A 20098-nucleotide genomic window follows, 5' to 3' on the forward strand; every position below is an offset into this window, starting at 1 on the left:
CGCGGACACACTACCGTTCCTACTGAGGAGAATTTGAGACATGTTCACCGACTTCGGAAGCCCACCGAACGCTGCCAGTACGCGCTCGCTGGTCGACCAGCGGGTGGAGGAGCAGCACAAAAATGCCGGCGTCGCAGAGACCCTGACTGTTGAATGGCGCGGTCGGCCGCGGCACGTCGAGGTCATCGACATGCCGCTAGAGGTACTCTATTACAACCCCGGCACGCATCGGATTCGCGCGCAGCGAAGTCTGGATTCAGATCGCGATGCTGCCCTCATTGCAGATCCGTGGAGTTCCGAAGGGCAAGACTATCTGCGACACTTGCTGACTATTCGCCCAGCGCAGCCTGACCACCGCGACCCTGACTTCGATGCCCTGATCGACAGCCTCAAACAACACAAGCAGATTGAGCCGGGTCTGATCACCCGCGACGGCATACTCGTCAATGGCAATACGCGCTGCGCAGCCCTTCGTGATCCCGATGCCGATATCGGTGCCACCAGCATGCGGGTCGGCGTACTGCCGGAGTCCTGCACCTGGGACGACATAAACGACGTCGAGATTTCACTCCAGTTGCGGCCCGATAAGAGACGCGACTACTCGTATGTCAACCGTCTGCTGGCAATAGACGAGCAAAGAGTTCAGCTTAATCGCGAGCTCTCGGCGATCGCCAAGGCGTTCCACACCACAGTCAAGGCGTGCGAACGCGATATCTGGGTTTTTGCGCAACTACAGGATCTGATCAAACGTAGCGCCACCCCGAGGGGAGCAACTCTACGATTGATGGATTTCGAGCGCGCCCAAGAAAGACTTGCTGAGCTATATCGAACCTATGAGAAGGAATACAGCAAGAGCAAGGAAAAGGCTGACCTCCTCAAGGAAGCCCGTCTTGCCGCGATCGTGCTGGAGTTTTCCAAAACAGACGTCCGAACCATCGGAGGTGATTTCCATCGCCGGTATCTTGATAGGACATTGCCAGAGGAGTTCAAAGCGGCCGAGACTGCCACTCCTTCTACCGTTCAGATCCCAGGCTTGAATCGATCAGTTAAGGCAGCAGGAGCAGAGGTGGCGGCGGCACGTGCATTCACTGACATCGTCCTGCGGGCGAAGACGATCGAGTCCGTGGGCACCGCGGCTTCTTCAACGGAGCATACGGCTGCGCTGAAGACCATCCAATCGGTTCGCGATGCGTTCGACGAGGCCATCGACTTTGCAGGCCGGGACGCCCGGCTGAGGAAGAAACAGCTTGCTGCGCCTGACCGGATCGTCGAAGCCTGCAAGGATCTGGAGCAATCTATAACCGACCTGGTGCTATCTCGGGGCAGCGCTAGTCTCGATGAGGGAGCATTCGACGATGCTCTTGTTCAGCTCCGTGCAGTCCTCGACAAAGTGGCAATTGAGGCACAACGCACTATCGACCTCCCTGGAGAGGGACTCTCATGGCTGATCGCTGCGCTGGATATGAAGCGACCGCAGTCGTGAGTGATGTCAATAGCGCACCCTCACTGCGTCTAGGCTTCGACGTCACGCGCACACGGGTCGAGCTGCGAACCGTGCCTGCCTTTCAGAGCGACTTTGCCCAGCTGACAGCTCGAATCGCGACAAGGGGACAACGCGGTCCACTCTCCGCGGAGGTCGATCTCGATGACTTTTTGGTCAATCTGAACGAGCTGGCAACCTGGATTCACCCTGACGTCGACTGGGCTCCTGATCTCATCGAGCTTGTCAACGGCGTGCTGGATGACGCTGAGACGGTAGAGCACAATCTTGACGACCGGCGTACAGGGGGTCCTGCCGCTGCTGTCCAGCCGACTGACGTCATCGACTTGCTCGGCACCGAATGGACTGCCGACCTGACCTCGTTTCAACAGCGCGACATAGCTCGATTGCTGTCACTGCGCCACGGCGCCAACTTCAGTGTCCCCGGCGCCGGCAAGACACGCGTCGCCCTCGCGGTCTATGCGGCTATGCGTGAGCGCGGGGAGGCCGAACGGCTCTTGGTCGTTGGACCGAAGTCGGCCTACGAGTCCTGGGAGTTCGAAAGCTCCACTTGCTTCAAAGAACCGCTACGCACCGGCGTGGTGGGAAACGTAGACGACCCGCTCGCGGAGCTCCGCATCGTGAACTACGAACGGCTCGACCGTTCACTGGGCAACCTGGCTGATTGGCTGCGGTCACGACCGTCGATGGTGGTGCTCGACGAAGCCCACCGTATGAAGCTCGGCGCCAGCGGCACTTATGGTTCCGCATGCCTCGCTCTCGGTCCGTTGGCGAATAGGAGGCTGATCCTTACCGGTACACCAGCCCCCAATGGGGCAAGGGATCTCGAGAACTTGCTGTCGTTCGTATGGCCAGGGCATGGGAAACGAGTGGTCACCGAGGCTGTCGGCGGTGGAGATCTCGCCTACGCGAGCACAGTTCTGCGCCCTCTGTTCACACGCACCACCAAAGACGAGCTCGGCCTGCCGCCGTTCCAGCCAAAGATCCGCTATATCAGCATGCCTCCAGTGCACGCAGAGATCTACGAGGCTCTGAAGGGCAACTTTTCTGCTCGCGCGGAAGGCTCGCGCGGCAGTATCGAAGCGCTGGGACGGGCGATGCTTCGGCTGCTCATGGCGGCCATCAGTCCTGCTCTGCTGCTGGAGGGAGCAAGCCAATACGAACCGCTCGAGTATCAACTTCCGCCGCTGGAACCTTCCCCCGAAGACTCACTTTTCGAGCTTCTGCAGAAACTTCCGAGCCTGGGGCTGTCGCCGAAGTACCAGGAGACACTGCAGATCGTTGCGGACAATACCTCCAATGGTCGCAAAACCCTGGTGTGGACGACATTCGTTCGAAGTCTTATGACCCTCGAAAAATTGCTTGAAGGCTACAACCCGGCCGTCGTCTATGGCGGTACTGTCGATCGTGACGAACAGCTACGCCGTTTCCGCCAGGATCCAGATTGTCATGTTTTGCTGTCCAATCCTGCCACCCTAGGCGAGGGCATCAATCTCCATCAGGTTTGCCATGATGCCGTGTACGTGGACCGTGATTTCATGGCCGGGCGGTTCCTGCAGAGCTTGGATCGCATCCACCGCCTGGGCCTGGCACCTGGCACCGAGACGCGAGTGACAATTCTGGCTACCCGCCACACAGTGGATGAAATAGTTGCGCTGCGGCTGGACGAGAAACTCGAGTTCATGGGCAGAATCCTCGATGACCCCGGCGTCCAACAGCTCGCTGACCTGCAGGAGGAACCCGCAACCGGTGCCGGTATGGACGCCGCAGATGTACGCGCGCTTCTGCGCCACCTCGACACAGGAAAAGGATAGCCATGACCCTCTGTGATTTGTGCTACCAATCCACCAATGCCTTGGCCAGGTTTCGATAGTCCAGCAATCTCCCCTGCTTGGTTACTTCCTCCCACGCGCCCTGCTGCTCTGAACTACCATACGCAGCAACAGCATTCGACAACTCGTCGTATGCAATATGGTATGTCGCATCTACCTCGCCGGTCCCCCGCGCGATCGAGGCAAGCCGGCTCGGCAGCGGCTCTGCCGTCACGGCTACGAGATGAGGCAATCGCCCGCGGCGGTGCCTGATCATGTTGCCGTTTTCGTGACGGATGTTCTGCACCCGATCGGAGCGAATAGTCCATTTGCATGCGATTGCAGCGTGAAGCCACGGATGCATTGTGCTGGTAGGAGTTCCAAGCAGTCCAACCAGCACGTCGGGCTTGATCAGGTAGTCGGTGCCAAGTGTCACGCGGAGGTTCGGATCGTGGGCGATAGCAGCGTCCACACCAGCTAGATGCTGGTATTGCGCATAGCCGACGATGCTCTGTCCACGAGCGAAGTCCCATTTCCGCCCAGGATCCAGGAGCGGCAACTCGCTGACCAAGTTGGCGAGCACCATAGTCTCGAGCAAGCCACCCGGGTTCGGCGGCGGCACATCAGGCGTTGTATCTGTCGAATTCGGGTTCGGCGCACCAAGTTGCTCGAGCACATGGGCCGCCAGCCGCAAGCTCGTCGGGTTGTCGACGTCCGCGGAGTTGGGAACCCACTTCCAGCCGAGCTTGTTCTTCTTGCTCGGCTTCCAGCCCAGCAACTCCGTCCTGAACGAGGCGCTCACAGCTGGCAAATCTAGCGTGTCCGGAGCGTCCGCTGATCATCTTCGCGCCGATCCCATATGATCGCTCACATGTTCGGGTCCGTCTTCCAAGACGCTGGTGACTGCAGTCACGCTGTCCTCCAGCGTCTCATGCTCCCAAAGGCGGACCACCCTCCAGCCGGCCTCTGCCAGAGCAACATCCGCGGCGCGATCACGGTCCATATTCCGTCGAAGCTTTGGCGCCCAATACCATTCGTTGGTCGTCGGCTGTCGACCGTGCTCCGGACAGACGTGCCAGAAGCAGCCGTCCACAAAGACCGCGACCTTGCGGGCTGTGAAGACGATGTCGGGTCGGACCTTCATCGAGCCGAGGTCGAGCCTGAAGTCCTTGCGATACCGATAGCCGAGACGATGCAACGCGCTTCGCAACGCGATCTCCGGCTTGGTACCTGTTCGCCGGTTGGCTCGCATGTTGCGCGAACGGCCCTCGTTGAGCGGCGCAGGGTAGAGGCCGCGCTCGTGGGCTCTGGTCCTGGCGCTGGCCGATCGTTCCTCAGTCACATCTGTCACAGTTCCGGGCAGGCGGGTGTGGTGCAAGAGGGTGTAGTACTGAAAGATACTCCCGCACACACCACCACTCGACCGAGGCCTCCATACCGAAAGGCACTAGCGTGACCGACCTTCGCACCATAGAGAGTTGCGCAAGCAAACAGATCGTTGGGGGCGTAGTGATGGTGGATCGCGTGATGAGCCTGCTCGTTCGACGTGACGGGACGAGGACATGACTCGAAGTGGATCGAAGGGCGCGACCAAGGCGTCGAAAGAGCCCGAGTTCACCTCGATCGAGATCTGCGCCGGCGCCGGCGGGCAGGCGGTCGGCCTGCATCAGGCAGGCTTCCGCCATCTCGCACTCGTCGAGATCGATCAGTATGCGGCCAAAACTCTGGAACTCAACATCGAAGACCACCGGTTGTGGACGTGGGAGCGGAAGCACTGCGACATCCTCGAAGCCGATGTCAAGGAGTTCGACCCCTTCGACACCACTCTCATGAAAAAGAGCTCCGGGCTACTGCGTCAGCGGGGGCTGGATCTGCTGGCCGGCGGCGTGCCGTGCCCGCCGTTCTCTCATGCGGGAAAACAACTCGGTAAACACGACGAGCGCGACCTCTTCCCTCGGATGCTGGAGCTAGTTGAGATCCTGCAACCACGGGCTGTGATGATCGAGAACGTCCGCGGACTCATGGATCCAAAATTTTCGGACTACCGCAAGTTGATTCAGGACGAGTTGGAACAACTCGACTACGTCGTCTGCAAATGGGGAGTCCTGGAAGCTGCCGACTTCGGTGTACCACAGCTCCGCCCTCGTGCAATCCTCGTCGCGTTTCGCCGTGAGGTGCTCGGAGACCTCGAATACGTATGGCCCACTGCCACACATGAAGACCCGGTCAGTGTCCTGGAGAGCCTCGAGTCCTCCATGCTGGAACGGTTCGAAGCATACTTCGACAGTGAGCACTCGAAGCGAGCTCACGCCGCCTACGCACAGTGGCGCAAGAAGGCGGGCGATCGCGACGCTGAGCTCAAGGGTAAGGGAGGGGGCATCGCGCCCACCCTGGTCGGCGGATCCAAGAAGCACGGCGGCGCAGATCTCGGGCCAAGCCGCGCAAAAACCGCCTGGAAGCAACTGGGCATCTCAGGCATGGGCGTCGCCAACGACATCAAGACCTGCGCGGAGAAGCGGAGCGAGGACCGAGACCTTTTCGGTCCGGACGGTCCCATGCTCACCGTAAAACAGGCCGCTATCATTCAAGGCTTTCCGGATGAGTGGGAATTCTCAGGCGGAAAGACAGCGCAGTACCGCCAAGTGGGAAATGCGTTCCCGCCGCCCGTAGCAAAAGCCGTAGGCAAGTCGATCCTCGAAGTACTGAAAGCAGCCAAGAAGCGCGACCAGCAAAGTACTAAACGCGGCACGAAGAAGACACCTACGCCCGTCAGCCCTACCCAGGAGCAGTTCGACCTGTTGGGTACCGACGATGCGGCAACGCTGGGCTGATCCGCTCGTTCACCTTCAACTCAACGCCTGAAGCCGAGGTCATGCGGGCAAGAGACGTCCGATGACCTCGGCTAACTGTTTGACGTTCCGGCACTCGTGCATCGTCACGTGCTCGGCGTACACCTCAGCGGCGGAGTCGCCCGTGGACCAGGAGCGGGAGGGTTCTGGGTTCAGCCAGTAGGCGTGTTTTGCTCGGTCGCACATCACCTGGAGTGCTTCGAGGTTGGGGTTGGTGCGGTTGGTGCGGGCGTCGCCGAGGATGAGCAGGGAGGTGCGGGGGCCTAGGGCTTCGAGGTACTGATCCACAAACCCTTGGAGGGCTTCGCCGTAGTTGGAGCTGCCGTAGCGAGTTACGTTGGCTTCGCGGATGATTCGGGCGGCGAGGCCGGTGGTGGGTGGGTCGCCGGGGGTGAAGTGGGGGGTGATTTCGTCGCAGGTGTCGATGAAGCCGAAGCTGCGGACCTTGGTGAATTGGTCTTGCAGGGCTTGGACGAGTTGGAGGGTGAACTCGGAGAAGCCGGTGACGGAGCCGGAGAGGTCGGCGAGGACTACGAGGTCGGGGCGGCCGTGTTTGCGGGCGCGCAGGACGGGGTCGATGGGGACGCCGCCGGTGGCCATGGAGCGGCGCAGGGTGCGGCGCATGTCGATGTGGCCGCGGACGGATTTGCGGCGGCGGGCGGCCAGGCGGGTGGCCAGTTTGCGGGCCAAAGGGTTTACGAGGCGGCGCATTTCGGCGAGGTCCTGTTCGCGGGCGCCGAGGAAATCGATTTGGTCGGAGCTGGTGTCGACGCCGCGGCGGGCGATGTATTCGGTGCCGCGGAGTTGGGCGGAGCGCAGGCGGGCCTCGGATTGGACGGCGGTGCGGAATCTGTTGAGGCGGCGGTTGGCTTCGATGGTGTGGACGGTGCTGTCGAGGGGCGACGAGCCGCCCATCTCGGCGGCGACACGGTCCACAAGCTCTTCGGGGCGAAGGGATTTCATGGTCAGGTAGGAGGACCAGCCGGCGCCGGACGCGGTGGTGACGGGTGTGCTGGATTGTCCGGAGCCCGCTCCCCCATAGGTGCCGAGTTCGGTCAGCGCCTGGCGGGCGAGTTCGGCGGTCGCTTGGGGATCGTCGTCAGCCAGCGCAGCCACCAGGCGATCCCGCAGCGAGGCAATGGATTCCGGGGTGGCGGGCATCGACGCCTGCGGCTGCTCGGTGGTCAGGAAATAGAGATCGAAGAGCTGGTCGAAGACGGCGCGCTGGCCGTTGCGGCGCAGCAGGCACGCCGCCATCCCGGAACGCAGCCGGTTGCGGTCGGACAAACCGAGCGCGACCATTGCCGCTGCGGCGTCGAGGGTTTCGCTGGGACCGGCCGTGATGCCGTGATCCCGCAACAACCCCACGAACTCGACCAAACGGTCCGTCATCGTCTCGGGCGGTTGCGGTGCGGTGTCGGCTCGCCGCGCGGAAGAGGTCATGCCGCTATCCTGCGGACGGGCTCGCTCCTGCGGGCTTCGCCGGCACCGCGGAAGGCGGTTGCACCGCCCCCACTTCTCCGGCAACAAAGCCCACCCGAACACCCGAACGTGCACACATCCGGTCCATGCGCGACCAGGCGCACGCCTCGGCCGGTAGTGGTTACGGCACCACGACCGGCGTGACGCATCGCCGCTGCGGCGTGACCGCTTTCGCGACGGACGGCACTCATGCTGGAGTGCACCCGCCCATCCTCCCGCAACTGACGTGCACCGCGGACCGTCATCTCGACGCACCTTCGTCCGACTCCCCCAACCCCAGCTTCTCGCTCGCAATCCGGTGGTCCGCTTGATATTTCAGCAGCACCCCAAGCGTCGAGCGGATCACGTTGCCGGTGACGGCGCGAGCGCCCAGCGCGACGAGAGTCCTTGCCCAGTCGACGGTTTCGGCGACCGACGGCGGCTTGCGCAGCGACAGTTCGCGTAGCGCGCCGACGACCCGCACCAGGGGTTCGCCGAGCGCTTCGTCGAGCTCCGGCACCTTCATCCGGACGATGGCTCGCTCCAATTCGGCTGTGGGGTAGTCGATGTGGAGGTACAGGCAGCGGCGTTTCAGGGCGTCGGAGAGGTCGCGGTTGGCGTTGGAGGTGACGAGGACGAACGGCGCACGGACGGCGGTGATGGTGCCGAGTTCGGGGATGCTGACCTGATAGTCGCCGAGGACCTCGAGCAGCAGCCCTTCGAGTTCCACGTCGGCTTTGTCGAGTTCGTCGATGAGCAGCACGGTGGGGTCGGGGTTGCGGATGGCGGCGAGCAGCGGGCGGGCGAGCAGGAATTCGTCGGTGAAGACGTGGTCGCGGGTGTTGTCCCAGTCCGCGCGTTCGGATGTGATGCGCAGCAGCTGTTTGGCGTGGTTCCACTCGTAGAGGGCGCGGGCCTCGTCGATGCCTTCGTAGCATTGCAGCCGGATGAGGTCGGCGGCCGCCGCGGCGGCGACGGCCTTGGCGAGCTCGGTTTTGCCGACGCCGGCCGGCCCCTCGATCAGGAGGGGCTTGCCGAGGTGTCCGGCGAGGAAGACCGCGGTGGCGATATCGAGGGACGGGATGTACCCGGCCTCGGTGAGCCGCTGCGTGACCGCGTCGACGGAGTCAAAGAACTTACTCATCGGTAGCCAGTCTAGAACGCCCGGCTTCCAGGGCTTCGGTATGTGACTTGAACTGAACCGCACTCGAGGTTCTACGGTCGACGCATGATCTTCACCGACATCGAACGCGCCTATCTCGCGAGTCAGCAGCTTGCCCGCCTCGCCACCGTCTCCGCCAAGGGCGCACCGCAGCTCACCGCTTTGGGGTTCCGGCTCAACGCGGACGACACCATCGATATCGGTGGGCCGAATCATGTTGCGACGCAACGCTACAAGAACATTCTCGGGAACCCGCGGGTCAGCCTGCTGATCGACGACATGACGCCGGACGAGCCGGGCGCCGTCAAACCCGGCTGGGGTCGCGGCATCGAGATCCGCGGCGTGGTGGAAACACTGATGGTGGACGTGCCGCCGGTCGCGCCGGACTGGTTCTCGAACGACATCATCCGCATCCACCCCCGCCGGATCAAGAGCTGGCACCTCGACCCCGCCAACCCGGACGGGGAGTCACGCAACGTCGGCTGAGCCAGACGGCGGGCGGGCCAGACGCCCCGTCATGTGCCGTTGATCATGAATACCCGAGTTGGACCACGGGGAACCGCCCCGCCCCGAGTAAGCTCGTCGTTTGCTGTCAACGGGCAGGCGACTGCGCAGCGGTCGGCACCCGCTCATGGGCCGGAATCGGGAGACTCATGTTCATTGCGATCGCCGCGACGATGACGGTCATCCTGATCTGGTCGTGCCTGTCCCGGACGATGGCGCGCTGGAAGGTGACCGCACCGCTGGCGATGGTGGTGGTCGGTGCGGTGGTCAGCTGGAGCAGCGACCACTGGCTGACCGCGGCGATCAACACCGACACGGCGCAGCGGATCGTCGAATTCATCTTGGCGCTGTTTCTTTTCACCGATGCGACCGAGGTGCGCGACGGTCTGTCCGGGCGGCGGCACACCGGGATATTCCGATTGCTCTTCCTCGCCTTCCCGCTGAGCCTCGGTGCCGCGTATCTGCTCGGATTCGTACTGCTGCCCGGTGTTTCGTGGACCGTGCTGCTGTTGATCGCGTGCATCGTGATCCCCATCGACCTGGTGCCCGCGCAGGCGATCGTGCGGGATCTGCGGGTGCCGGAACGGGTTCGGCACGCGCTCAACGTGGAGAGCGGATTCAACGACGGACTCGTCGCCCCGATCTTCCTGTTCGCGCTGGCGGCGGCGGAGGCCAGCGCGGACTCCGACCAGGCGCTGAACGCCCTCGGTCACGCGGTGCCCGCGGTGGTGAAGTCGATCCTCATCGGACTGTCCATCGGGGCGCTGGCCGGATATTGCATGACGTTCGCCGCCCGCAAACGCTGGACGGACGCGCGCGCCGTGCGCATCGGGACGATCGCGATCCCCGTGCTCACCTACAGCGTCGCGGTCTGGCTCGACGGCAACGGATTCGTGGCGGCCTTCCTGGCGGGCATCGCCTACAGCACGACCCGGCACGAACTCCCCGGCGAGCCACTGCAATCGACCGAGGACGTCGCCGAGTTCTCCGGCCTGGCAATGTGGTTCATCGTCGGCAATGTGGCGGCGGCGACGCTGTCCTGGCTCAGCTGGCAGGTCATCGTGTACGGCCTGCTTGCGTTGACGCTGGTCCGCCTGGTGCCGGTCGCGCTCTCGTTGCTCGGTTCACCGTTCACCAGGCGGGAGCGGCTCATGATCGGCCTGCTCGGGCCGCGCGGTGTGGCGTCGATCGTGTTCGCGCTGCTGGCCTTCAACGGTTTGCGCAACGATGACGACGCGTTCCTCGTGATCGGCGTGACCCTGGTGGTGGTCGTCGGCAGCGTGATCCTGCACGGCATCGGGGCGCCGCTGATCGCGGAACGTCTCGGTAAGCGACGGCGCGACAAAGGAATAGCCGGCGGGCATAATTGACTGGGCCCTACGCTGCCGAGTTCGCTTGGGCCCGCAGCCGATCCGTGTATGGGGGTTAACCCCTAATACCAATGGCTGAAATTCTCCGGAATGGGGACAACACCCGTGACGTCGCGCGCCGGATGCGCGAGAGTGAGACCGTGCAGTCGGTGCTGCGCCGGGTATGCCGGGGGCGCCTCGCGAAGTAGCGGCGACACAGTTGATCCCGACCTGTTCGCGGCGCGCATGTCAGCGACCGCTGTGCGACGTGGGCAGACCGCAGCCGGGGGATGGTGAACGCACAGTTCGCCGCAGAGTGAAAGGATCCACGTTGTTCTCCACCACCAAGTCCACGCCGTCGCGGCGTCTGCTGGCCCGGGCCGCCGTCGCCGGTGCGATCGTCGCGGTTCCGTTGACCGCCATGGCCATTCCGGCCTCGGCGGACGCGAACATCGCCGTGCCGGGCGTCACCGAGGTCCGGCACCGGCCGCACCACAACCACAACTGCGACTTCGGCCCGTTCGAGAACTGGCGCTGCAACAACGGCCCGTTCGACCGCGGCAGGCAGGACGATCCGTTCTGGCAGTTCCGTCAGAACCGCCCGCACGGCCTGTTCGGCAGCAGCTAGTCCCCGGAAACGACAGTGGCCCGGCACCATTCGGGTGCCGGGCCACGCAGCCGGAAACTTACGCGGTTTCGGTGATCGGGCGGTCGACCCAGCTCATCAGGCCGCGCAGCTTGGCGCCGGTGACCTCGATCGGGTGCTCGGCGTTCTGCTTGCGCAGACCCTCGAGCTCCTTGTTGCCACCCTCGACGTTCGCGACGAGGCGCTTGACGAAGGTGCCGTCCTGGATGTCCTTGAGGATGTCCTGCATCCGCTTCTTGGTGTCGGCGTCGATGACCCGCGGGCCCGACAGGTAGCCACCGAACTCGGCGGTATCGGAGACCGAGTAGTTCATCCGGGCGATACCGCCCTCGTACATCAGGTCGACGATGAGCTTGAGCTCGTGCAGCACCTCGAAGTACGCCATCTCCGGCGCGTAACCGGCCTCGACCATGACCTCGAAACCTGTCTTGACCAGTTCCTCGGTGCCGCCGCACAGCACGGCCTGCTCGCCGAACAGGTCGGTCTCGGTCTCTTCCTTGAAGGTGGTCTTGATGACGCCGGCGCGCGCGCCACCGATCGCCTTCGCGTAGGACAGGGCCAGCGCCTGACCCTCACCCTTCGGATCCTGGTCGACCGCGATCAGCGCGGGCACGCCCTTGCCGTCGACGAACTGACGACGCACCAGGTGGCCCGGGCCCTTCGGCGCGACCATCGCGACGGTGATGAACTCCGGCGCCTTGATCAGGCCGAAGTGGATGTTGAGGCCGTGGCCGAAGAACAGCGCGTCGCCGTCCTTCAGGTTGGGCTCGATGTCGTTGGTGAAGATCGACGCCTGAGCGGTGTCGGGGGCCAGCACCATGATCACGTCGGCCCACGCCGAAACCTCGGCCGGCGTACCGACGGTCAGGCCCGCCTCCTCGGCCTTGGGCCGCGACTTCGAACCCTCCGCGAGGCCGACGCGGACCTCGACACCGGAGTCGCGCAGGCTCAGCGAGTGCGCGTGGCCCTGGCTGCCGTAGCCGATGACAGCGACCTTGCGGCCCTGGATGATCGACAGGTCGGCGTCGTCGTCGTAGAACATCTCGACTGCCACTGGTTGGTTCCCTTCTGGATTTTTCTGTATAGGTCTGAGATTTGCGAGCGCTAGCGCGTCGCCGTGATCGACTTCGGCCCACGGCCGACGGCGACCACACCGGACTGCACGATCTCCCGGATGCCGTACGGCTCCAGCATGCGCAGCAGCGCGTCGAGCTTGGACCGGGTGCCGGTCGCCTCGACGGTGAGCGCGTCCGGGGAGACGTCGATCACTTTCGCCCGGAAGAGCGTAACCGCCTCGATCACCTGGGTCCGCACGCTGGCATCCGCGCGCACCTTCACCAGGATCAGCTCGCGGGCCACCGAGGTGTCGGAGTCCTGCTCGACGATCTTGATGACGTTCACCAGCTTGTTGAGCTGCTTGGTGACCTGCTCGAGCGGCAGGTCCTCGACGGTGACGACGATGGTCATCCGGGAGATCTCCGGCAGCTCGGTGCCGCCGACGGCCAGCGACTCGATATTGAACCCGCGGCGCGAGAACAGTGCCGCAACCCGAGCCAGCACGCCCGGCTTGTCCTCGACCAGCACACTCAAAGTGTGTGTCGTGCTCACTGCTCACTCCCCTTGTTCTTCTCGTGCGACATCGCCTCGTGGATGACGGCGGGCTCGGCGGCCTGCTCGTCCTCGTCGAACAGCGGGCGGATGCCGCGGGCGGCCATGATCTCGTCGTTGCTGGTGCCCGCGGCGACCATCGGCCACACCTGGGCGTCCTTGCCGACGATGAAGTCGATCACCACGGGGCGGTCGTTGATCGCCTGCGCCTCGCGGATCGCGGCCTCCACCTCCTCCTCGCGCTCGACCCGGATGCCGTGGCAGCCAAGGGCTTCGGCGAGCTTCACGAAGTCGGGGATGCGCAGGGTGTGCGTGCCGAGATCGGTGTTGGAGTAGCGCTCCTCGTAGAACAGCGTCTGCCACTGCCGGACCATGCCGAGGTTGCCGTTGTTGATCAGCGCGACCTTGATCGGCACGCCCTCGACGGCGCAGGTGGCCAGCTCCTGGTTGGTCATCTGGAAGCAGCCGTCGCCGTCGACCGCCCACACCTCTTTCTCGGGCGCGCCCATCTTGGCGCCCATGGCGGCGGGCACGGCGTAGCCCATGGTGCCGAGACCGCCGGAATTCAGCCAGGTGCGCGGCTTTTCGTACTTGATGAACTGCGCGGCCCACATCTGGTGCTGGCCGACGCCGGCACAGTAGACGGCGTCGGGCCCGGCCAGGCGGCCCAGGGCCTCGATGACGAATTCGGGCGAGAGCGAGCCGTCGCTGGGCGTGGTCCAGCCGAGCGGGTAGCTCTTGCGCACGCCGTCCAGGTACTTCCACCACTCGGCCAGGTCTAGCAGCGGTGTCGTGGCGGTGGGCTCGGCCTTCAGCGTCTCGATCAGCTCGATGATCACCTCGCGGCAGTCGCCCACGATCGGGACGTCGGCATGCCGGTTCTTGCCGATCTCGGCCGGGTCGATATCGGCGTGGATCACCCGGGCGTCCGGCGCGAACGAGTCGAGCTGACCGGTGACCCGGTCGTCGAAGCGCGCGCCGAGGGTGATCAGCAGATCCGAGCGTTGCAGTGCCGCAACGGCTCCCACCGTGCCGTGCATGCCGGGCATGCCCATGTTGAGCTGGTGGCTGTCCGGGAACGCGCCGCGCGCCATCAGCGTGGTGACCACGGGGATGCCGGTCAGCTCGGCCAGTTCCAGCAGTTCCGGCGAGGCGTCGGCCTTGATCACGCCGCCGCCGACGTAGAGCACGGGCGACTTGGCTTCCAAGATCATCCGCGCGGCCTCGCGCACCTGCTTGCCGTGCGGCTTGGTCACCGGGCGGTAGCCGGGCAGCCGCATCTCCGGCGGCCAGCTGAAGGTCGTCTGCATCTGCAGCACGTCCTTCGGGATGTCGACGAGCACCGCGCCCGGCCGGCCGCTGGCGGCCAGGTAGAACGCCTCGGCGATGATGCGCGGGATGTCCACGCCCTCGGTGATGAGGAAGTTGTGCTTGGTGATCGGCATGGTGATGCCGGAGATATCGGCCTCTTGGAAGGCGTCCGTGCCGATCAGTCCGCGACCGACCTGCCCGGTGATCGCGACGATCGGCACCGAGTCCATCTGCGCGTCGGCGATCGGGGTGACCAGGTTGGTGGCGCCCGGGCCGGAGGTGGCCATGCAGACCCCGACCTTGCCGGTGGCCTGCGCGTAGCCGGTCGCGGCGTGACCCGCGCCCTGCTCGTGCCGGACCAGCACGTGGCGGACCTTGGTCGAGTCGAACAGCGGATCGTAGACCGGGAGAATCGCGCCGCCGGGAATGCCGAATACCGTGTCGACGCCGAGCTCTTCGAGCGAACGGACGACCGACTGCGCGCCGGTGACCCGCTCGGGCGGGACCTGGCGGCGGTTGGCCTGCGTCGTCGAGCTGCCGGCGCCCGGCTGATGGGCCGCAGGCGCCGGCCTGCGGGCCGAGGGCCCGGGCCGTGCGGTAGGTGCACTCACCGTCTTGTTCCTAACTGCTTGTCGTTCTGACCCCGGATTTGTGTCTGACATGCGGTGTCTTGCGACTCGCCCTGTCGGACAATTCGTCCGAACACAAAAAAGCCCCCGACAGCGCATGGCTGTTCGAGGGTGGCGCGTCGCAACGCGAGCTGACGTATTCGACTCAGGTAGTCAGGCTCAACGCTGGACGCGCCGGCCGATTACGAGCAACTCGTTTCGGTTCACGCGCATGACGGTATGTGTGCGTTGGCCGAAGAGTCAAACAGCTCCCATTATGTGGGATAGTGCGGCTGCTTGGGTCCTTCACCAGGATGCGAGGATGGTGGTGTGTCATCACCGCATCAGTCCGTGCCACCGGCTAAATCGTCCCACACCGCCACCGAGGGATCGGATACGGGTAGCGCCTCGACCGCCACTGTGATCCGCATCCCACGCCTGGCCTTCCTAGGCGTGTTCATCCTTCTGATGTGCATGTTCTTCATGTTCGTCGGCTGGCCCGCCGGGCTGTGGCCGCTGCTGCTGATCCCCGTCGCGGTGGCCGTCTGGGTACAGCGGACGCAGACCACGGTGTCCGACGCCGGGCTCGATCTGCGCACCGTATTCGGCTCGCGGCACCTGGACTGGTCTCAGCTGAAGGGGGTGCGTATCCCGAAGCGTGGATACGTGCGCGCCGATCTGGTGGACGGCACCGAGGTGAAATTGCCCGCGGTGAGTTATGACCGGGTGCGGGATCTGGCGGCGGCCTCGCACGGGTGGATTCCCGATCCGTATGTGGTGCCCAAGGAAGAGCCGGCCGACAATTCGGCGGACGCGGAATCGGCCGACAAGTCGAGTGATGACACCGCGAGCGCCGAAAGCGCGAACACCGATGCCGAGAACACCCCCGGGGACAAGAACGCGCAATAAGGCGCGAGCCGGAACAAAGTGCCGGCGCTACGATGTTGTCGGCTATGCGATGCGGTCACCGCGTCGGGCGGATCCGTCCCGGCGCGCACCCCGCGAGCCCGACGGGCCGGCACCTCCGGCGACACCGTCAGCGCCGACGACCACCACTCGCGGCGACCCACGACACCGCACCACCTGGCACGGACCAGGCCGACGGCCACGAGCCGCGCCCGACCGGCGGTAAGCCCACCTCCACGCGGGAGTACCGTGAAACGGCCGCGGAGCCAAGCTCCGCGCCCGTCGCACCGCAGCCCCCGCGACCAGACCGAGGACCCTCTATGCCACCGCTTCGTTCACGCACCACCACCGTCGGCCGCAATGCCGCAGGCGCCCGCGCGCTCTGGCGCGCCACCGGCATGACCGACACCGATTTCGGCAAGCCGATCATCGCCATCGCGAACTCCTACACCCAGTTCGTGCCCGGCCACGTGCACCTGAAGAACGTCGGCGAGATCGTCGCCGAGGCGGTACGGGCCGCAGGCGGTGTGCCCCGCGAATTCCACACTATCGCCGTCGACGACGGCATCGCGATGGGCCACGGCGGCATGCTCTACTCGCTGCCCTCGCGCGAAATCATCGCCGACTCCGTGGAATACATGGCGAACGCGCACACCGCCGACGCACTGGTGTGCATCTCCAACTGCGACAAGATCACCCCGGGCATGCTGAATGCCGCTATGCGGCTGAACATTCCGGCGGTGTTCGTCTCCGGCGGGCCGATGGAGGCGGGCAAGGCCGTTGTGGTCGGCGGCGTCGCGCAGGCACCGACCGACCTGATCACCGCGATCTCCGCGAGCGCGAATCAGGCTGTGTCCGAAGAAGGTTTGTCCGAGGTCGAACGGTCCGCCTGTCCGACCTGCGGGTCGTGCTCGGGCATGTTCACCGCGAACTCGATGAACTGCCTCACCGAGGCGCTGGGACTCGCGTTGCCGGGCAACGGTTCCACGCTGGCCACCCACGAAGCGCGCCGGGCGCTGTTCGAGCGGGCGGGCACCGTGATCGTCGATATCGCCAACCGCTGGTACCGCGATGACGACGCGTCGGTGCTGCCGCGGAACGTGGCCGATGCCAAGGCTTTCCGCAACGCGATGGCGCTCGATGTCGCGATGGGCGGCTCCACCAACACGGTGCTGCACACGCTGGCCGCCGCGCAGGAAGGTGAGATCGACTTCGATCTGCACACCATCGAGGAGACCAGTCGCCGGGTGCCGACCCTGTCCAAGGTGTCACCCAACTCCGACTACCACATGGAAGACGTGCACCGGGCCGGTGGCATCCCCGCCATCCTCGGCGAACTGCGCCGCGCCGGACTGCTCGAAACCGACGTGCGCACGGTGCACTCGGCCAGCTTCGACGAGTGGCTCGACACCTGGGACATCCGCTCCGGCAAGGCTTCCGACGAGGCGCTCGAGCTGTTCCATGCCGCACCCGGCGGTGTGCGCACGACCGAACCGTTCTCCACCGCGAATCGCTGGTCCTCGCTCGACACCGATGCCGCGGGCGGCTGCATCCGCGATATCGAGCACGCGTACACGAAGGAGGGCGGCCTGGTCGTGTTGCGCGGCAACGTCGCTCCCGACGGCGCCGTGCTCAAGACCGCGGGCATCGATGAGGAACTGTTCACCTTCCAGGGGCCCGCGCTCGTCGTGGAATCCCAGGAGGAGGCGGTCTCGGTGATCCTCGACAAGACGATCAAGCCGGGTGACGTGCTCGTCGTCCGCTACGAAGGTCCCGCGGGCGGGCCCGGCATGCAGGAGATGTTGCACCCCACCGCATTCCTCAAGGGCGCGGGTCTGGGCAAGCAGTGCGCGCTGATCACCGACGGTCGTTTCTCCGGCGGCACCTCGGGCCTGTCCATCGGCCACATCTCCCCCGAGGCGGCCAGCGGCGGCACCATCGGCCTGATCGAGAACGGCGACCAGATCCGCATCGACGTCAGCACCCGGACGCTCGAGGTGCTGGTGGACGACGCCGTGCTGGCCGAGCGCCGCGCCAAAATGGAAGCCGCCGAACGCCCTTGGCAGCCGGTGAACCGCGACCGACAGGTCACCACGGCGCTGCGCGCCTACGCCGCGCTCGCCACCTCGGCCGACAAAGGCGCGGTCCGCTACGTGCCGTAAGCCCTCGAGAACAGCGATGGCGCCCTCCATGGAGGGCGCCATCGTCGTTTCGCGGTGGGATCAGTCGAAGGGACCGATTCCGGTCAGCGGGTTGCCGCCGTGCAGATACCAGTAGGCGAGTACGGCGGCGACGATGGCCAAGACGAGCACCACGAAGGAGCCAGCGAACGGGCGGGTGGCCCAGCCGCGGTTGCGATCGAGCGCCCACCGGCCCGGACCGGTGAGCACGAGAACGGCGGTGGCGCCGACGAGGATGCTCTCCATTTCGACGCCGGTCTGTACGCCGGCCTTGTACTGGAAGCCAGGGATCATGCCCTGCTTCCAGGCCCATGCGTCGAGGATGACGGCGAGCAGGGCGCCCGCGGCGAACGGCGTGGCCAGGCCGAGCACGAGCAGCACACCGCCGCCGAGCTCGCCGACCGTGACCAGGATGGCCGACAGGGTGGGGTGATCCCAGCCGCCGTTGGCCATCATGTCGCGGGTGCCGTCCAGGCCGGGGCCGTGGAACCAGCCGGTCAGCTTCTGCAGGCCGTGATAGATGAACGTGCCGCCGACCACCAGGCGCAGCAGGAACAAGCCGAAATCCAAGGTGCCGCGCTGGGTTTCGCGGTTGCGGCGACGCAATCGGGCGGTGTCGCCCGGCGGGTTCGCGGCGGGCGGGATGCTCGCGTAGGCGTAGGTCGGGGGGTCCGCCGACAGGCCGTCCGCACCGACGGCCGGCACATCGGGACCGGGGTCGAGGCCGAGTTCGTCGTCCGTGCGCGGCACGTCCTTGGTCAGCTTCGGGAACTGCTCGGTCGGCGAATCGAAGGGGCTGCTGACGCCCCGACCGGTGGACGACACCGCCGACTGCTCGGCCGTGGACGGCGTCGCACCCTGGGCCGCCGAGGATTCGGAAGTGTCTTTCGACTTGTCGGTCACGGCCAATACCTTAAGCCGCGCTCCCCCGGAACAGGCCCCGAACACGGCGCGCGAGACGCTGTGTCACGGGCAACAGCCGCGCGTCCGCTGCCGGGCGGTGCGCCCCGGTACGAAATACCCGGGCGCAAAGGTGGGGCGGAGGGGCGCGGGCGAGAAGATTTCCGTAACGTCTGAGCTATGAGGTTGGTTGGCATTGGTCGCGTCGCGGTGACCGTGGCGGTGGGGTCCGCGCTGGTGACCGGATGCGCGCGGTTCGATGATTCGGCGTCGAGCCCGTTCACTCCCGAGCCGACGCTGCACGGCGCGAACATCGACCCGAAGAAGCCGTCGCAGCCGCCCACCTCGACCACCCGCCCCAGCGGTCCGTGCATCGACCCGGATCCGGCCGTGGTGGCCACCTGCCTGGACACCACCGGCGGCCTGGTCGCGCTCGGCGACGGCGCACTGGTCGCCGAGCGCCGCACCGGACGCATCCTCAAGGTCGCCCCCGAGACGCCGACCACCGAATTCGCCCGGGTGGACGTGGACGGTTCCAGCGACGGCGGCCTGAGCGATATCGTGCTCTCCCCCACCTTCCACGAGGACGGGCTGATCTACGCCTACATCACCACGGCGAGCGACAACCGGGTGGTGCGGATCGCCGAGGGCGGCGGACCGCCCAAGGACATCCTGACCGGAATCCCGAAGGGGCCGAGCGGAAATCACGGCGCCATCGAGTTCGCCACGCCCGGCCAGATGCTGGTGCTCACCGGCGACGCGGGCAATCCCGGCGCGGCCAGTTCACCGGCCTCGCTGGCGGGCAAGCTGCTGCGGGTGAACTCGCCCGCGCCCGGCGCCAACGCCGAGGTCGCCCTGTCGGGCATCGGGATCGCGGGCGATATCTGCCGGGACAGCAAGGACAGCGTCTGGATCACCGACCGCACCGCCGTCGAGGACCGGCTGCAACGGCTCGGCGGCGACGGCAGCGTCACCACCGCGTGGACCTGGCCCGACCGTCCCGGCGTCGCGGGCTGCGCCGCCGCCACCGATGGCGTGGCGATCTCGCTGACCAAGGGCAAGGCGCTGGCCATCGCGGCCGCCGACCCGAACACGCACGCCGTCACCGCCGCCCCCACCATGCTCGCGCAGGACAAGTACGGACAGCTCGGTGGCGCGGCGGTCGGGCCCGACGGCACCATCTGGGTCGGCACGGTGAACAAGACCGACGGCCAACCGGGGCCGAATGACGATCGGGTGGTACGCATTCCGCCGCCGCAGGCGGGTGGCGGCGGCCCGGACTAGCCGCAGACACGAATCAGG

17 protein-coding genes are annotated in these 20098 nt (G+C 65.5%); 9 read left to right on the forward strand and 8 right to left on the reverse strand.

What is annotated here, in order from left to right:
• Window positions 1-40: 40 nt before the first annotated feature.
• Both O3I_RS32015 and O3I_RS32020 read left to right on the forward strand, forming a co-directional pair.
• Window positions 41-1483 carry a hypothetical protein gene (locus tag O3I_RS32015; protein WP_014987171.1) on the forward strand — a complete coding sequence of 481 codons (1443 nt, stop codon included), beginning with the start codon at window positions 41-43 and terminating at the stop codon, window positions 1481-1483.
• A complete protein-coding gene (locus O3I_RS32020; protein ID WP_014987172.1) occupies window positions 1480-3315 on the forward strand; it encodes a DEAD/DEAH box helicase in 1836 nt (611 codons plus the stop codon). Before O3I_RS32015 ends, O3I_RS32020 begins: the two co-directional genes overlap by 4 nt.
• 22 nt (window positions 3316-3337) lie before the next feature.
• Here O3I_RS32020 and O3I_RS32025 read toward each other — a convergent pair whose 3' ends face one another.
• Together O3I_RS32025 and O3I_RS32030 are read right to left on the reverse strand one after the other, a co-directional pair.
• Window positions 3338-4114: an NgoMIV family type II restriction endonuclease gene (locus O3I_RS32025; protein WP_014987173.1), complete on the reverse strand. Its 777-nt coding sequence runs from the start codon at window positions 4112-4114 to the stop codon at window positions 3338-3340.
• A 36-nt stretch (window positions 4115-4150) separates the two neighbouring features.
• Window positions 4151-4654 (reverse strand): very short patch repair endonuclease, encoded by a 504-nt coding sequence (locus tag O3I_RS32030; RefSeq protein ID WP_041564627.1) that lies wholly within the window; start codon window positions 4652-4654, stop codon window positions 4151-4153.
• A 220-nt stretch (window positions 4655-4874) separates the two neighbouring features.
• Between O3I_RS32030 and O3I_RS32035 the strand changes: the two genes are divergently transcribed.
• The gene (locus tag O3I_RS32035; protein ID WP_014987175.1) at window positions 4875-6143 is read left to right on the forward strand and encodes a DNA cytosine methyltransferase; all 1269 of its coding nucleotides are present in this window, start codon (window positions 4875-4877) and stop codon (window positions 6141-6143) included.
• A gap of 39 nt (window positions 6144-6182) precedes the next feature.
• Here O3I_RS32035 and O3I_RS32040 read toward each other — a convergent pair whose 3' ends face one another.
• Together O3I_RS32040 and O3I_RS32045 are read right to left on the reverse strand one after the other, a co-directional pair.
• Window positions 6183-7604, reverse strand: coding sequence for a vWA domain-containing protein (locus tag O3I_RS32040; RefSeq protein WP_014987176.1), 1422 nt, complete (start codon window positions 7602-7604; stop codon window positions 6183-6185).
• Window positions 7605-7884: 280 nt separating this feature from the next.
• Window positions 7885-8766, reverse strand: coding sequence for an AAA family ATPase (locus O3I_RS32045; protein ID WP_014987177.1), 882 nt, complete (start codon window positions 8764-8766; stop codon window positions 7885-7887).
• Between the two features lie 84 nt (window positions 8767-8850).
• Here O3I_RS32045 and O3I_RS32050 point away from each other — a divergent pair, with 84 nt between their 5' ends.
• From O3I_RS32050 to O3I_RS32060, 3 genes are all read left to right on the forward strand, one after another.
• Complete coding sequence (locus O3I_RS32050; protein WP_014987178.1) at window positions 8851-9270, forward strand: PPOX class F420-dependent oxidoreductase; 420 nt, start codon at window positions 8851-8853, stop codon at window positions 9268-9270.
• Window positions 9271-9437: 167 nt separating this feature from the next.
• On the forward strand, window positions 9438-10658 hold the full coding sequence (locus tag O3I_RS32055) for a cation:proton antiporter (protein WP_014987179.1): 1221 nt from the start codon (window positions 9438-9440) through the stop codon (window positions 10656-10658).
• Between the two features lie 310 nt (window positions 10659-10968).
• Complete coding sequence (locus tag O3I_RS32060; protein ID WP_014987180.1) at window positions 10969-11265, forward strand: hypothetical protein; 297 nt, start codon at window positions 10969-10971, stop codon at window positions 11263-11265.
• Between the two features lie 58 nt (window positions 11266-11323).
• Here O3I_RS32060 and ilvC read toward each other — a convergent pair whose 3' ends face one another.
• From ilvC to O3I_RS32075, 3 genes are all read right to left on the reverse strand, one after another.
• On the reverse strand, window positions 11324-12325 hold the full coding sequence (ilvC, locus tag O3I_RS32065) for a ketol-acid reductoisomerase (RefSeq protein WP_171904443.1): 1002 nt from the start codon (window positions 12323-12325) through the stop codon (window positions 11324-11326).
• 62 nt (window positions 12326-12387) lie between these two features.
• Window positions 12388-12891, reverse strand: a complete 504-nt coding sequence (gene ilvN / locus O3I_RS32070; RefSeq protein WP_014987182.1) for an acetolactate synthase small subunit — start codon at window positions 12889-12891, stop codon at window positions 12388-12390.
• Window positions 12888-14813: an acetolactate synthase large subunit gene (locus O3I_RS32075; protein ID WP_014987183.1), complete on the reverse strand. Its 1926-nt coding sequence runs from the start codon at window positions 14811-14813 to the stop codon at window positions 12888-12890. Before O3I_RS32075 ends, ilvN begins: the two co-directional genes overlap by 4 nt.
• Before the next feature lie 450 nt (window positions 14814-15263).
• Here O3I_RS32075 and O3I_RS32080 point away from each other — a divergent pair, with 450 nt between their 5' ends.
• A complete protein-coding gene (locus tag O3I_RS32080) occupies window positions 15264-15719 on the forward strand; it encodes a PH domain-containing protein (RefSeq protein WP_237748169.1) in 456 nt (151 codons plus the stop codon).
• Window positions 15720-16036: 317 nt separating this feature from the next.
• On the forward strand, window positions 16037-17878 hold the full coding sequence (ilvD, locus tag O3I_RS32085) for a dihydroxy-acid dehydratase (RefSeq protein WP_014987185.1): 1842 nt from the start codon (window positions 16037-16039) through the stop codon (window positions 17876-17878).
• 60 nt (window positions 17879-17938) lie between these two features.
• On the opposite strand, the gene O3I_RS32090 is transcribed toward ilvD, so the two are convergent.
• Window positions 17939-18799, reverse strand: a complete 861-nt coding sequence (locus tag O3I_RS32090; protein ID WP_014987186.1) for a DoxX family protein — start codon at window positions 18797-18799, stop codon at window positions 17939-17941.
• Window positions 18800-18976: 177 nt separating this feature from the next.
• Here O3I_RS32090 and O3I_RS32095 point away from each other — a divergent pair, with 177 nt between their 5' ends.
• On the forward strand, window positions 18977-20080 hold the full coding sequence (locus tag O3I_RS32095) for a PQQ-dependent sugar dehydrogenase (protein WP_041563002.1): 1104 nt from the start codon (window positions 18977-18979) through the stop codon (window positions 20078-20080).
• Window positions 20081-20098: the final 18 nt, after the last annotated feature.

This window comes from Nocardia brasiliensis ATCC 700358 (assembly GCF_000250675.2).
Lineage (GTDB): Bacteria > Actinomycetota > Actinomycetes > Mycobacteriales > Mycobacteriaceae > Nocardia > Nocardia brasiliensis_B.

Excerpts from the sequence above, each read along its gene's own strand:
- O3I_RS32015 (WP_014987171.1), top strand. The coding sequence starts at position 41 with ATGTTCACCGACTTCGGAAGCCCACCGAACGCTGCCAGTACGCGCTCG.
- O3I_RS32035 (WP_014987175.1), top strand. The coding sequence starts at position 4,875 with ATGACTCGAAGTGGATCGAAGGGCGCGACCAAGGCGTCGAAAGAGCCC.
- O3I_RS32040 (WP_014987176.1), bottom strand. The coding sequence starts at position 7,604 with ATGACCTCTTCCGCGCGGCGAGCCGACACCGCACCGCAACCGCCCGAG.
- O3I_RS32045 (WP_014987177.1), bottom strand. The coding sequence starts at position 8,766 with ATGAGTAAGTTCTTTGACTCCGTCGACGCGGTCACGCAGCGGCTCACC.
- O3I_RS32050 (WP_014987178.1), top strand. The coding sequence starts at position 8,851 with ATGATCTTCACCGACATCGAACGCGCCTATCTCGCGAGTCAGCAGCTT.
- O3I_RS32055 (WP_014987179.1), top strand. The coding sequence starts at position 9,438 with ATGTTCATTGCGATCGCCGCGACGATGACGGTCATCCTGATCTGGTCG.
- ilvC (WP_171904443.1), bottom strand. The coding sequence starts at position 12,325 with ATGTTCTACGACGACGACGCCGACCTGTCGATCATCCAGGGCCGCAAG.
- ilvD (WP_014987185.1), top strand. The coding sequence starts at position 16,037 with ATGCCACCGCTTCGTTCACGCACCACCACCGTCGGCCGCAATGCCGCA.
- O3I_RS32095 (WP_041563002.1), top strand. The coding sequence starts at position 18,977 with ATGAGGTTGGTTGGCATTGGTCGCGTCGCGGTGACCGTGGCGGTGGGG.